Source organism: Methylocystis sp. S23 (assembly GCF_054106005.1).
The window spans coordinates 373444-386565 of sequence record NZ_CM134185.1 but is presented as its reverse complement, the minus strand read 5'-3'; the positions used below and the strand labels follow the sequence as shown (position 1 = coordinate 386565).

Here is a 13122-nt window from a genome sequence, read left to right as displayed (position 1 = left end):
CGCGCTCGCATTTAGACGGCCTGCGCCGGCCCGAAGGTCCGCTCGAAATTTTGCTTCAGCGCCGCGTCCACTTCCGCCATCCCCGCCGCCGCGCCGAGATCCTTCAGGCTCGTGACCCCGAGATGCGCGTCGCGCACGCCGCAGGGCGTAATGCCGGAGAAGTGCGAGAGATCCGGCGCGACGTTCAGGGCGACGCCGTGAAAGCTCACCCATTGCCGCAGGCGCACGCCGATGGCCGCGATCTTGTCCTCCGCCGTCTCGCCTTTGAGCCCGCGCGGCTTGTCGGGCCGATTCACCCACACGCCGACGCGCGCCTCGCGGCGTTCGCCCGCCACGCCGAAACCGGCAAGCGTCGAGATGAGCCATGATTCGAGCCCGCAGACAAAGGCGCGCGCGTCCCGCCGGCGGCGGGAGAGGTCGAGCATGACGTAGGCGACGCGCTGGCCGGGGCCGTGATAGGTGAACTGCCCGCCGCGCCCCGTGCGATGAACGGGAAAGCGCGGATCGAGGAGGTCGGCGTCCTTCGCGGAAGCGCCGGCCGTGTAGATCGGCGGATGCTCCAGGAGCCAGACGCATTCCCGCGCCGCGCCCGCCGCGATCCGGGCGACGCGCGCCTCCATGAGGGCCACGGCCTCCTCATAGTCCACGAGATCCGCGCTGACGCGCCATTCCACCGGCGGCGCGCCCGCTTGCGGCGCGAGGGCCGGGTCGATCGAATCGCGGGGAACGAAGCAGGGGAGGTCATGCGGTCGATTCGTCCTTGAAGGGCGCGCGGCCGGCGGCGCGCTTGATGTCGTCTATCTCGTCGAGCATGGCCTGCAGGGCGCGGATGACCTTCCTCTCCTTGCGGGACAGGGGCTTTTCGGGCTCGAAATGATCAAGCAGCACGCGCAGCGCGTCGCCCATGCGGCCGAGCTGCTTGCCATAGCTGCCGACATTTTCCAGCACCTTCCTCTCGACCTCCGGCGCGCTCGAATGGCCCACCTCGACATTTAGGAAGGAAAAGTGGTTGCCGACAGCGCCGAAATTCGTCCAGGGCGCGACGCTGAACGGCACGTCGCCAGAGAGGGGAGCTTGAAAATCGCCAAGTGAACCTCCGCTTTCCAAAAGCAATCATTGCTCTCTACAGCATTTTTCGCGCCGCGGCGCCTTTCCGCGCAGCGCCCTTGTCATCGCCCGGTCAATTTGTTAGAGGCTGCGCGCCGGCGCTTCGCAGCTTGCTGAGAGCGCCCTTTGCGGTCGTGGCGGAATTGGTAGACGCGCTAGCTTGAGGTGCTAGTTGGGCAACCAGTGGAGGTTCGAGTCCTCTCGACCGCACCAAGCCTAAGGGCTTGAAGCGCTTTAACTTACTGGTTTTATTGCGGATGCGCGCAGCTCAATGCTACACAGGGCTGCTGCACATGGCGCTTCCGATGGCTAGACCCCAAGCCCGCAAGAACTCTCGACACCTTCAATTCCGTAGGCGCATCCCCGACGATGTGCTGCGTGCTCTCCGCGTTTGGCCGGGCGGCTGGAAGCGGCGGGGCTGGGGGCTTGTCTCAGGTGAGATAAACTTGAGCCTGGAGAAGGAACGGCAACCGGGCGAAACCGATAAGGCCGTGCACCTCAGGCTAGGCGCGGAAGCGGAGCGCATGTTTGCGGAAGCGCGGCGCGGTGCCCGTCCACTGACAGACGAAGAGATAGCCGCCCTCGCGGGGGAAGCCTACGCCCTAGTCATTGCGCCCGATGGCGTTGCCGCCCAAGGCCCCCGCCGCAAGAGCTTGGACCTCCACGAATACGCGGCTAAGGTTGTGGCGGAGAAGGGCATTCTCACTGACAGCGCGTCTCTAGACAGGCTGGTTACGGCTTGGATGGGGGAGCAAGGGGCGCTGATTGCGGGAGTCGAATTAAAAGAGGCACGCGCGAAGGGCGACTATCGGACGCCTCCCTTGAGCTTCCCGGCTTGGCCCCAGCAAGTCGAAGTGGCAGCTGCGGCCCCGCCAAGGGGAGTGGCATAAGGCTGTCTGATCTGGTGGACCGCTTCCTTTCGACCGACCACCCCCGAGTCAAACCGCTCACGAAGGTCCGCTACAAGCCCGCGCTCTTGGCCTTCGTCGGCTTCTTGCGGGACCCCATCGCCGCCGCCGTGACGGAAGCAGACGTTCGCGCCTTCAAGCCGCATAGGCTAGCTGATGGCGAGCGCACGGAAGCAACCTACTATAGGGCGGACCTTGCGGCTGTGAAATCGCTCTTCAATTGGGCTACGGACCGCGAGCGCCATGCTAAGCCCCTATTGGCGGACAACCCTGCTAGCCATGTCCGGGTGCTTACAGACGCCCAGCTTGGACGCACTAAGAGCACGCGAGACCGCTTCTATGATGAGGAGATAGAAGCTATTCTCAGCGGGGCTCTTGCCGTTGAACCGGGTGGGAGGGACCCGCTCTTAGCTGCCGCCAAGCGTTGGTGCCCTTGGATAGCCGCCTACACAGGGGCGCGCATTGCGTCGATAACCGGCCTCAAAAAGCAGGATGTGCGAAGGGAAGGGGACATTTGGTTTTTCACCTTTCCGCCTGAGAAGGGGTGTCCGCGCTTCCGAGAAGTGCCGATACATGCGCACCTCATCAAGCAAGGCTTTCTGGCGTTTTGGGAGGCAAGCCCTAATGGGCCGCTATTCTACAGCGAGGCGCGCAAGATCAGGGCGAAGGCGGCTGCCAATCCCGCGCAAATTCGGGCCAACAAGATAGCGGCATGGGTGCGGGAGCTTGGTGTTACGCGAGAAGGCGTTGCGCCTAATCACGGATGGCGACACACATTCAAGTCTCGCGCTCAAGAGGCAGGGATTTTGGGAAGCATCAGCGACGCGATTACCGGTCATTCGCTCGCCGCTCTGGGTCCCGCGCGGTCTGTCTATGAGCACGCGTCGCTTAAGGTGCTTGCCGAAGCGATGGTAAGGTTTCCACGCTATGACGTGTAACGGGCTTTCCCCTGGGGTTCATTTTTTGTTCTTTCCACTTTTCTGCTAGGTCGTGTGGACGAATTGAGAGCGGTCGAATTTTCACGATTCCCAGCCTGAATCTGGTGTGATTCATAGACCTCCGACCGATCGGAGGCCGGACGTCATGTCGACGAGGATGGATGAAGAAGACTGGGCGCATGTGCTCGCCGTGTTTCGGGCCTGCCTTCCTCGCCGAGGACGCAAAGCCGAGGACGACCGACTGTTCCTGGAGGCGCTGCATTTCTTCACGGTCGAGAACGTGCGATGGCGCGCGTTGCCGGAGCGGTTCGGTCATTGGAACAGCGTATGGAAGCGGTTCGATCGCCTGAGCAAGGCCGGCGTGTTCGAGGCGTTCTTCGACACGCTCGCGTCGATGAGTGCTTCCGCCCATCTCATCCAAATGTTCGACTCGACGATCGTGCGCGCTCACGTCTCCGCCGCGGGCGCAAAAGGGGGCAAGAGGGGCAAGCGCTCGGGCGCTCGCGCGGCGGTTTCACGACGAAAATCCACGCGAAAGCCGATGCCTCGGGAACGGTCATCGGCTTCGACCTGACCGGCGGCGAGGCTTCCGACGCGCGCCACTTCGAAACCCTGCTCGATATCGGACCCGATATGAAGCCTCGCGCCGTGGTGTGCGACAAAGGCTATGCCAGCAAGGCGAACCGCGAGGCTGCGAGGAAGCGGGGCATCGCTCCCGTGATCCCGCACAAGGCCAACGAAAAGGAGCGGCCCAAGTTCTTCGCCAAGGCCCTCTACAAAGCTCGCGCTCGCATCGAACAAGGCTTCGGCCGCCTCAAGCGATTCAAAAGGGTCGCCCTACGATGCGAAAAGACGGAACGAAACTTCAGATCGATCGTCAGTTTCGCCGCTGGCCTTTGCTTGATACAATTCGTCCACACGACCTAGTGCGCTAAAGTTGATGCTTCTTCGGGAAGCGGGGCGTTGACATTCGGAGGGTATGAAAATGACAGGCGACAATCGCAAAGGATGGTTTGTCGTGAACGACAGTCTAAGTTCCGCAGTCCTCCAAAGGGGGCTTAGTTCCGCAAACCTCCAGGCTGCGCTTGCCCCTCCGCAACCAAACCCTCCGCAGCCTGTTTCCACGGGAGCGCAGCAAGGAAGTGCGCAACCTCCGGCGCAAACAGCCAAGAAAAACAGTGAGCGAATGGACTGACACAGCGTCCGCCATAGGAACATGCGTCCAAGCGGTAGCCGCTGTCATCGGGCTTTGGGGAATTTGGTGGCAGATTAGAGAGGCGCGTAAAGCGGCGGACGTGCAATCGCTTCAGGCGTTCCTTAGAGACGCGAAAGAACACGAGAATGCTCTGTTGCATCCGAAATCCTCGGCGCATCAAGAACAAGCTTTCATTGAGTTTCTAAACTTCTTGGAGGCGTATTCGGCCGCATTCAATGGGAGGCTTTTCCCCAAGGTAACATCCGCCATCGTGCGAGAAAAATCGTAGACTCTGTTGTTGTAATTACGGCTGCGGACGCAGCTTGGCACAAGCAGCTTGACGCCGCTCTTACCAGCAAGACAACCTTCAAATGTCTAGCTGAATTTATGCGGCGTGAAAAAGCGGCAATATCTGCGGCGCTGCTAGAAAAGAAAGGGGCGGCGTAGTGACAAAGAGAACGAGCGAATCAATATTAGAACAGCAACAGCATTTGACGCCCGAAGGATTCGCGAAGGTGGTCTTGGAGCGAAGGGCGGAAGGCGCGCTCCTTCTGGCTGAAGCCATCGCAACGGGGCAAACAAGAGAGGCGCGAAGCCTTCGAGGTAATCTCCAAAAGTTTAACGCACTCATTGCGAAGTATGGGCTGGACGGATGCGCTGACAAGGCAGAGCGCCAGTCAATATACAGGCGAGCAACGCGGGGCACATAGAAGCACGTAGGGCCTCACACATTGCGTCAGCCGCTCTAAGCGCTACCCATATAGCTAGAGCGCTTCACGACTCTCCTTGACGCTCCTAGGCGCTTCTGGAGGGTGTCGCCTTATGCCCTCCCGCGACGGGCGGCCGCCCACAGTTTTGAAACACCCCAAGCGACTGAAATATAAAAGCTAATCGCTTAGCCTCCTCACTAAAGGATTAAGAGAACATCTCTAGGTGTTCCTCTAGGTGTTCTTCTACGTGTTGTGTTGTCTCCTGTCCTACTCCCACGGCTCTGAGCATCCACCTTGCGAGATAGGCCGGTAGCAGCATCGCTAGGCGTTCCTTCCTGGATTGGTCCCAGATCAGTGTAGACATATGGGGGCAAGCGCAGAGGGAGAAGCTTTAAGCGATGGTTGTTGTTGTAGGGAGACAACCACACTCAGAGCCATTCCCTTCAAGCCTTCACATTCGCGGGTATCGCCACGCCGCAGACCCCCAGCGCCACCGCCTCAAGCTCCCTTCGCGCAATCTCCGCATGGTCTCTCCGCACCAACACGGCGTCATGCAACGGCAGAGCGACGACGCCTTGAGCCATCAACCGCGCGAGCGCCGCCAAGAGGATTTGGCTCTCAGTAAACATCAGGCGAAAGCCGACGGGCTCCCCGCGTTGCGCGCGCCCATCTCCAAGATACGGCTCCAAGCCGGGTAAGTGGTGGGTAAGCGCTGTTCTGCTCCCACCTGTTTTGAGCGAGCGGTAGGGACGATAATCGGAGCGATAGAGGGCTCCGACACATGTCGATTTCAGAGCGTAAACATATGCCGGAGCCTGAAGCGTTTCCGGCGCGGCGGATCGAGGTCTTCACGGGCTCGGGGCGTCGGAGGACGTGGGGCGCGGATCAGAAAGCGGCGATTGTCGCTGAGAGCTTCGCGGAGGGCGCGAGCGTTTGTGAAGTGGCGCGGCGGCATGGTCTGACGCCGCAGCAGCTTTACGTGGCGTCGTCAGGCGCGCAAAGAGACCGAGGCTCGCGAGGACGTAGGCGCGCCGCCATTGTTCGTTCCCGCAGTCACGCAAGGGCCTGCGCCCGCGCCGCTCACCAAACGCGAACGACGCGCTGTGCGCCAGGAAGTCGATTCGACGCCGACGATCGAACTTGAAGTTGATGGCGTCACGGTTCGGGTCGGACGCGGCGCGCAAGCAAAGACCATCGCTGCGGTGATCCGGGCGTTGAAAGCCGCCAAATGATCGGTCCGACGGGCGCGGTGCGCGTGATGGTGGCGACGAAGCCGGTCGACTTCCGCAAGGGCGCGGAGGGTCTCGCGGCGCTGGTGCGCGAGACGATACAGTGCGATCCCTTCGACGGCGCGATCTACGTCTTTCGCGCGAAGAGGGCGGACCGCATCAAGCTTGTCTTCTGGGACGGCACGGGTGTGTGCCTCTTCGCCAAGCGACTGGAGGACGGCGAGTTCCGCTGGCCGAAGATCGAAGACGGGGTGATGCGGTTGTCGGCGGCGCAATTTTCGGCGCTGCTGGAGGGGCTAGACTGGCGGCGCGACACTGCGCGAAGGAGACGTCGGCGCCGGCCTTGTCGGGATGATGCGACACAGTGAATCAGGGCGTCGGAGAGCGTCGAAAGACGGCACAAAATATGGTCTTCTGCGTCTATGGCGCAGGCGGTCGAGACGCTTCCCGACGATCCTAACGAACTGAAGGCGATGCTCCTCGCCGAGCGGGCGCGCAACGATCGTCTCGTGCAGATCATCAAGGAGATGCAGCGCCATCGCTTTGGACGACGCGCCGAGACCCTTCCCGAAGACCAGATGCTGCTCGCGCTCGAAGAGGTCGAACAGACGGAAGCGGGCGCCGCCGCGGAGGAGGAAGCCAAGTCCGCCACCGAACGCGAGAAGGCGTCCAGAAAGCGCCGCACGAACCGTGGCGCGCTGCCTGCGCATCTCCCGCGCATCGAAACCATCGTCGACATCGAGGATAAAGCCTGTCCCTGCTGCAAGGGGGCGCTCCATCAGATCGGTGAGGATGTCTCCGAGCGGCTCGACGTCGTGCCGGCGCAGTTCCGCGTGCTGGTGACGCGGCGTCCCAAATACGCCTGCCGCGCCTGCGAGGGCGCTATCGTGCAGGCGTCGGCCCCGGCGCGGCTGATCGAGGGCGGCCTGCCGACCGAGGCGACAATCGCCCATGACTGGTCTCCAAATACGCCGATCACTTGCCGCTCTATCGCCAAGCACAGATCTACGCCCGGCAGGGGATCGCCCTCGACCGTTCGACGCTCGCCGACTGGGTTGGCCGCGCCGCCTGGCATTTGCGGCCCGTGCACGAGCGGCTTCTGGAACACATCAGATCGTCGACAAAAATCTTCGCCGACGAGACAAGGGCGCCGGTGCTTGACCCCGGGCGCGGGCGCACCAAGACCGGCCAACTTTGGGCTTATGCGCGTGACGACCGGCCATGGGGCGGCGCCGATCCGCCAATCGCAGTCTATGTCTATGCGCAAAACCGAAAGTCCGAGCAGCCGCTCACGCATCTTGCCGGCTTCACGGGCGTCGTGCAGGTCGACGGTTACGCCGGCTATCGCGCGCTGACGCAGAAGAACAGCGTGTCGCTCGCCTTCTGCTGGTCTCACGTCCGCCGGCGCTTCTACGAACTCGCCGCAGCAGGTCCCGCGCCGATCGCCAGTGAGGCTCTGGCGCGCATCGGCGCGCTCTACGCCATCGAGAGCGACATCCGCGGGCAGAACCCGGACGACCGGCGCGCAGCGCGACAGGAAAAATCCCGCCCGATCCTCGACGCCCTCGAGCCATGGCTGCGCGAGAAGCTCGCGCTGATCAGCCAGAAGACCAAGCTCGCCGAGGCGATCCGCTACGCGCTTTCACGCTGGGACGGCTTGACGCGCTTTATCGACGACGGGCGCACCGAGATCGACTCCAATATCGTCGAGCGCGCGATCCGTCCCATTGCCCTCAATCGCAAGAACGCGCTCTTCGCGGGTTCGGACGGAGGCGGCGAAAACTGGGCGATCGTCGCGTCGCTCATCGAGACCTGCAAACTGAACGGCGTCGATCCGATGGCCTATATGGCCGATGTCCTCGCGAAGATCGTCGACGGACATCTCGCGAGCAAACTCGACGAGCTCATGCCATGGGCCTACGCGCAGCCGGTCGCTCTCAAACACGTGGCCTGAAAACAGCGGTTACAGTGGTGGAGGATTGCGGCGCGCATCTTCGCGGCCGTCATCTCGCGCGGTAGCTCTTGCGCAATGTCTTGAGGTAGCCGCTTCAGGTCCGGCGCAAAAAGAAACGCATTGACGGCAGCCTTCACGCCCTGCCGATAGCCCGCACACTCGGGAAGCGCATACGCCCCCCCCCCCGTTATGGGATACACATTTAGCTATAGACATAGCGGTGACGTGCCTTGGCCGTTCACACTCCCACAACAGGAACAAACACCCCTGCAACTGCAACAGCCGCCTCCTGCAAGCGTCTCTTCGCCTATCCTTCGCGAGCCGCTCCCACCATCCGCCTACGAGGCTCCCGCCACAAGAGAAGTCTATGGGGTGTTGTGGGTGCGGAAGAATGAAGTGCTTTGTGTTGCCGCCTTCCGTGAAGTCGCAGCCCCTGCACAACTCCACCACCAGAAACACTCGCAACCCCTAGAAGAATATGGGCTACAAGCTTATGCCTCTGGTAATGCCTTCTCTAGGTCCTCTCTCTCTCTGTCTCTCTCTCAGTTGCGGAGGAGTCATGAGAGATAAATCCTTGATGCGAACAGGGACATGCACTCCCGCCACACTCTGCGCCGCCGCCTCCAATGCTTGCTTCGCAGCCCCTGCACAACTCCGCCCAACCAAGAGCGCGTCATGTAGTGGGAGCGCTGAGATGTTGGCCGCTCGAAGGCATCTCAGAGCCGCCAACAGAATGTCCGACTCCACTCGGAAGAGCCCGAAGCCGACTGGCACGGCGCTGTTGCTGTGAGTAGCGATGAGGAAAGTGGCCAACGCGGGGTAAGCTGTGAGCAGCGCACGGCGAACGCTGCATACGGTCGCGTCTTTGGGTAGCGCCTCATAGGTTTCTTTTCGGAACCGGCGCAAGTCTGGTTTGAATAGGAGCGCCGACACCGCTTGTTTCACTCCAGCGCGGTGTTGCTCTAAGCCGGGCAAAACGCTGTAGGGATCGGTGTCAACTTGGCGAATAGGCGCTCCAGCGGCGGCACAGGCGAGGCGTAGGAAGAGAGCGGAGAAATCTACTTCCACAACCGCTTCCCCGTTTATCGACAACCCACCACGCCGCTCCCGCGCCAAGGTCTCCCAAAAACCGCCCCAGAGCCTTCCGCCGTGAATGAGGCTGCAATCCTTCCGGGGCGTCGTGGGGTGCTGAATGAAACGCCGCCGTAGCGTGCGCTGGGAGACATTGACGCGCGGCTCAAGGCCATCGTCCTGGAAACGCAACGACATGCCGCCAATCCACGCATTGACCGCCACCATCTCGCGGCGGAGGGCGTGTGTCTCGGGGGTGTCGCGGTAGTCAATCCAATCGCGTGGCGCATCCTTGTTGTCGGACAGCTTGCGCGTCAACCCTATCAACTCTTCGTGCCCGTCCACCTTGCCGATGCTGTTCGCGCATATGCCACGCGCCTCCAACTCAGCGACGAAGCCCGGTATTGGAACAATGCTGCTGGCCACCCCGCGCCGCGTTCCCAATGCCAGCATGAGAAAAGCACCATCGGAAAGCGCCAAGACGCGTCGCATGGTCTCGTTCTTCAATCCGTGGTTGGTGTAGCGCGAGGGCTTCCAATGTCGCGACGAATGATCTAGGGGGACCGCGATGGGTCTGCTCTGGGCCGTGAGTGCGGATAAGGCGAGATTACAGACTAGCGCTTCCACACAGCGCGCAAATGAGGCTGCGTCTTTGGGCTTCCTTTTGCGCATCCGTCCTTCGCTGCTTTCAATAACAGCCGCAATGTCCGCTGCAAGTTCTCGAAGCTCCGTCGAAATGGGTGTTGCGAAAAAATCGAAAAACAGTTCCGCGCGTTGGGCGTTTTTAATGTTGATAATCCTTCTTAGCGTTGCGGCGGATCAACAGACTAGGACAGCCACGCTGGTTGCCGTTTTTGATTGCGGGTTGTGTCACGCTAAGCGGGGAAGCAGCCCGCCCACCCACCTAATGCTCCCAGAAAAGCGCGACGATTATCCTTCGTAGAGTAGGAATAATATCCTATTCCCCGGTATTGGCCACCTTTCCCAAATTGCGTGAAAGCTCAAGGGGGTGCGGCCTTGTTGCTTCCGCGTGGCGGCTTACTCCTCGCCGTGCGCAAGGTCTCCGAAAGCGCATCTATCCGCTCACGGGCAGGGGAGGATTTTGCAGCGTATCGGAAGTGCGCCGGTAATCCGTCCAACTGTTTGACGAAACCCCGCCATTCCTGCTCCCGAGGCAGTGGTTCCCCATGTTGCGTCAAATAGCAGCCGCTCTCGCGCCACTGTGGAACAAGCCGGGCGCGACATGCGCGGAGTATCGGGCGTGCATGACGCGCGGGACTCAACGCGAGGGACGCCCCCACCCCACCGGGGGGAAAGCGCGCTGGTGAAACTGGTGATGGGCTCTGACAAATTTGCGGCACTTTGGCACTTCGCCCTAAAGATTACGAACGCGAAACATTCACCTTCACTTAGCGAAGTATACAGGATAAATATTCCAGACTATACAGGATTGCCTAAATCACAGTCGGGTGCTTTCTTTTGTGCGGCAAGGTTGATTTCCAACCAGCGCTTAGGAGGCACCCACATGCTTGCTTTTGTTGTAGAGACAAACTATGTCGGCGCAGAGAGAATCGCTTGGCGCAGCATGCGTATGCGCGGCAGTCTAGATGTTCGTGTGAAGTTCGGGCGTCTTCTCACCAATGAAGACATTGGCCGGGAGGTGGAGGTGCTTGGCCATTTTCCAAGAACGAACAACGGATATTATTACTTCCGCGACGAAGATGTGGAGGAGCACTACGCAAAATTTGAAGCTACGCGCCCGCGCGGCATGTTCGCCTAAGGGGGCACACCATGACCGCCACAGTCAATATGGTTTCGCCCACGTCCGCACATATCGACGTGTTCGTTCCTCCCAGCGAAAGCCCCACGGGAAAGGCTCTTCGCGTCCGCCGCCGCCTCGCCAACACCAAGAAACTCAACGCCGAATTATTGGCGTCTGAGATAGAACGGGACCTGAGAACTACGGGCGTGTGGGCTCCACAAGCAAAGATCGTGGAACCTATCCCGAAGAAGCCACCCCAAAACCGAACACTCAAGGCCGCTTTGGAGTTGGCCTACAGCGACCCCGAGGAGGGATGGCACAGGAACAAGGTCGGGGAGCGGACGTATGCACAGGCCCGCGCCGCCGTTGAGGCTCTTGGTTCCGGGCTCCGCTGCGCGATGGTCACGCGGGAGCACTACGGGCAGCTACGCCAACAGTTGGAGGCGGAAGGCGCAGCCCCGGCCACCGTGACGCGGAAGCTCCAGGCCCTCTACCGGGTGCTCTACTTCGCGGAGCGCGAGGGGTGGATTGCTCGCCGCCCGAAGTTTAAGCGCCAGAAGCTCCAGAACGCGCGCCTCTTTACGTTCTCTCCTGAGATGGAGCGCGATGTTATCGCCTACTTCAAGGCCAGCAATGCGCCGGAGGGGTTGGACGAACTGTTCGCTCTGGCTATCGACACGGGTTTACGCCTTAACGAGGCGCTTACGCTCGAAGGCAAACGCGTGGACATGGGACGCGGCCTCGCGCTCATTCCAGACGCCCTCGCGAAGAATGGGCAATTCCGGCAGGTGGTTGTCCTCCCGCGCTCCCTCGAAGTCCTCAAGGCTCGCGTGGAGACATACGGCAAAGGCGCGCTCTTCCCTTCGCTGAAGGCATGGATGGTGCACGATTGGATGGTGCGCGCGCGGGAGTTCCTCGGGGAGGAAGACAATAAGGAGTTCGTCTTCCACGCGACGCGCCACACGCATCTGAGTAGGTTGGCTGCGAAAGGGGTAACGCTCCAGGTCATCATGGATCAGGCAGGCCACAAGACGCCAGCTATGAGCTTGCGGTATATCCACATGACGGCGCACGAACGCCGCGAGATAGTCTTGACAGCGATGCGATGCGATGCCCACCCGGTTAGGCGTGATCAGACCGGGTTTGCTGTCGGTCCGACGAATAGTAAAGATTAGAGGTCAAATTATGCAGCTTGATACCGCACAAAATTTATTCTTTTGGTCATCCGTGCTAGTTTTTCTCGGGGTAGCATTGGAAGGGCAAGAGATTTGGGCTGAGTTAGAAGAAGGAAATTTCAGTATCCGAAATGTTAAAAATATCTTGGCTAAGATTGGGTTTATGTTACTGGTAGTTGGGTTATCTGGAGAGATTTTATCAGAAAATGAGATCGAGCGTGCCGAGAAATTATTGAGTGATTCTGCGGACAAAGAAATTATAGCTGCGAAAAATCAAGCTGAAGTGGCTCTCCAAAGCGCTATTAGGGCAGAGAAGGAAGCGGCTAGATTGCTATCTGAAAATGTAGAGCTAGAGAAAGCACTAGAGCCCCGTTCTGTAAATCAGATTTCTATCGCAAAATCAGTATTATATCTAACAAGAGTCCCTGTATTTGTTGTTAGCTCTGGCCAAGAGGAGCCCAGGGGCATTGCTAATCAAATTGCGATTTCATTCAATTTTGTAAAATTCGGTTTCGTTGAAAAGCAAGAGTTTTGGAGCGTAAAACAAATGCCATTTGATAGTTCCATTGGGGATGGCATAACAATACAATACGTTGATTCTTTTGGCAGTTGGTCAGCTGCAAAGGACGTTTCTCTTGCGCTGTGTGATAGCTTGAAATCAAGTGGACTGACGGTTAGAACTGATCCAATCTCCGTATTAAGTTTGGATAAAGCTTGGGAAGAGAAGTATCCGTTTGAAGCTGTTGTTATTTTAGTTGGTGCAAAGCCAAATAATTTCTGGCTGAACAAGCGCCTTGAACGTGAAGGGGGTGAAAGGCTTTCCGAAACTTCGTGGTGTTCGCGTTAAAGGTGCTGCTTCCCGCCGCCTCCCGTGAGGGACTGACACCACCTGTGGCTAGCATCAAGGCATTATCGCTTGTAGACTACCACACTAAGATGCTACACAGGCTCCAATTTGCTGCACGCAAACCGAAGTGAATTCAGTTAGTTACGTGGCGATACGTCGTGTCGAGTCCTCTCGACCGCACCAAGCCTAAGGGCTTGAAGCGCGCCGCGCGCGAGGCGCCGATTCG

Annotated in this window: 12 protein-coding genes, 1 tRNA gene and 2 pseudogenes; 12 read left to right on the top strand and 3 right to left on the bottom strand. The window is 59.7% G+C overall.

The annotated features are described in order from the left end of the window. Nucleotides 1-11 precede the first annotated feature (11 nt). Together lipB and ACV7JP_RS01820 are read right to left on the bottom strand one after the other, a co-directional pair. Nucleotides 12-713, bottom strand: a complete 702-nt coding sequence (lipB, locus tag ACV7JP_RS01825) for a lipoyl(octanoyl) transferase LipB (RefSeq protein ID WP_457799014.1) — start codon at nucleotides 711-713, stop codon at nucleotides 12-14. Nucleotides 714-741: 28 nt separating this feature from the next. Then, nucleotides 742-1056 (bottom strand): hypothetical protein, encoded by a 315-nt coding sequence (locus ACV7JP_RS01820; RefSeq protein WP_457797567.1) that lies wholly within the window; start codon nucleotides 1054-1056, stop codon nucleotides 742-744. A gap of 179 nt (nucleotides 1057-1235) precedes the next feature. Between ACV7JP_RS01820 and ACV7JP_RS01815 the strand changes: the two genes are divergently transcribed. From ACV7JP_RS01815 to tnpC, 9 genes and pseudogenes are all read left to right on the top strand, one after another. Next, a tRNA-Leu gene (locus tag ACV7JP_RS01815) sits at nucleotides 1236-1320 on the top strand. Between the two features lie 233 nt (nucleotides 1321-1553). Beyond that, the gene (locus tag ACV7JP_RS01810; protein WP_457797566.1) at nucleotides 1554-1997 is read left to right on the top strand and encodes a hypothetical protein; all 444 of its coding nucleotides are present in this window, start codon (nucleotides 1554-1556) and stop codon (nucleotides 1995-1997) included. Between the two features lie 14 nt (nucleotides 1998-2011). Then, complete coding sequence (locus ACV7JP_RS01805; protein WP_457797565.1) at nucleotides 2012-2953, top strand: hypothetical protein; 942 nt, start codon at nucleotides 2012-2014, stop codon at nucleotides 2951-2953. Nucleotides 2954-3098: 145 nt separating this feature from the next. After that, nucleotides 3099-3317, top strand: a pseudogene (locus tag ACV7JP_RS01800) (transposase); the annotation flags it as partial. Then, nucleotides 3239-3880 carry an IS5 family transposase gene (locus tag ACV7JP_RS01795; protein ID WP_457797564.1) on the top strand — a complete coding sequence of 214 codons (642 nt, stop codon included), beginning with the start codon at nucleotides 3239-3241 and terminating at the stop codon, nucleotides 3878-3880. The pseudogene ACV7JP_RS01800 and the gene ACV7JP_RS01795, both read left to right, overlap by 79 nt. A 1759-nt stretch (nucleotides 3881-5639) precedes the next feature. Next, the gene (locus ACV7JP_RS01790; protein ID WP_457796656.1) at nucleotides 5640-6002 is read left to right on the top strand and encodes a transposase; all 363 of its coding nucleotides are present in this window, start codon (nucleotides 5640-5642) and stop codon (nucleotides 6000-6002) included. Continuing rightward, complete coding sequence (locus ACV7JP_RS01785; protein ID WP_457797107.1) at nucleotides 5962-6090, top strand: hypothetical protein; 129 nt, start codon at nucleotides 5962-5964, stop codon at nucleotides 6088-6090. Before ACV7JP_RS01790 ends, ACV7JP_RS01785 begins: the two co-directional genes overlap by 41 nt. Beyond that, the gene (gene tnpB / locus ACV7JP_RS01780; protein WP_457796554.1) at nucleotides 6087-6455 is read left to right on the top strand and encodes an IS66 family insertion sequence element accessory protein TnpB; all 369 of its coding nucleotides are present in this window, start codon (nucleotides 6087-6089) and stop codon (nucleotides 6453-6455) included. Before ACV7JP_RS01785 ends, tnpB begins: the two co-directional genes overlap by 4 nt. A gap of 54 nt (nucleotides 6456-6509) precedes the next feature. Further along, nucleotides 6510-8041: pseudogene (gene tnpC / locus ACV7JP_RS01775) on the top strand (IS66 family transposase). A gap of 483 nt (nucleotides 8042-8524) precedes the next feature. Here the strand turns inward: tnpC and ACV7JP_RS01770 are convergent. After that, nucleotides 8525-9604: a hypothetical protein gene (locus ACV7JP_RS01770; RefSeq protein ID WP_457797563.1), complete on the bottom strand. Its 1080-nt coding sequence runs from the start codon at nucleotides 9602-9604 to the stop codon at nucleotides 8525-8527. A gap of 832 nt (nucleotides 9605-10436) precedes the next feature. On the opposite strand from ACV7JP_RS01770, the gene ACV7JP_RS01765 reads away from it, so the two are divergent. The 3 genes from ACV7JP_RS01765 to ACV7JP_RS01755 are packed head-to-tail and all read left to right on the top strand — an operon-like array spanning nucleotide 10437 to nucleotide 12896. After that, nucleotides 10437-10892: a hypothetical protein gene (locus ACV7JP_RS01765; protein ID WP_457797562.1), complete on the top strand. Its 456-nt coding sequence runs from the start codon at nucleotides 10437-10439 to the stop codon at nucleotides 10890-10892. A gap of 11 nt (nucleotides 10893-10903) precedes the next feature. Then, on the top strand, nucleotides 10904-12049 hold the full coding sequence (locus tag ACV7JP_RS01760) for a tyrosine-type recombinase/integrase (protein WP_457797561.1): 1146 nt from the start codon (nucleotides 10904-10906) through the stop codon (nucleotides 12047-12049). Between the two features lie 10 nt (nucleotides 12050-12059). Further along, a complete protein-coding gene (locus ACV7JP_RS01755) occupies nucleotides 12060-12896 on the top strand; it encodes a hypothetical protein (protein ID WP_457797560.1) in 837 nt (278 codons plus the stop codon). The last annotated feature ends 226 nt before the right edge of the window (nucleotides 12897-13122 follow it).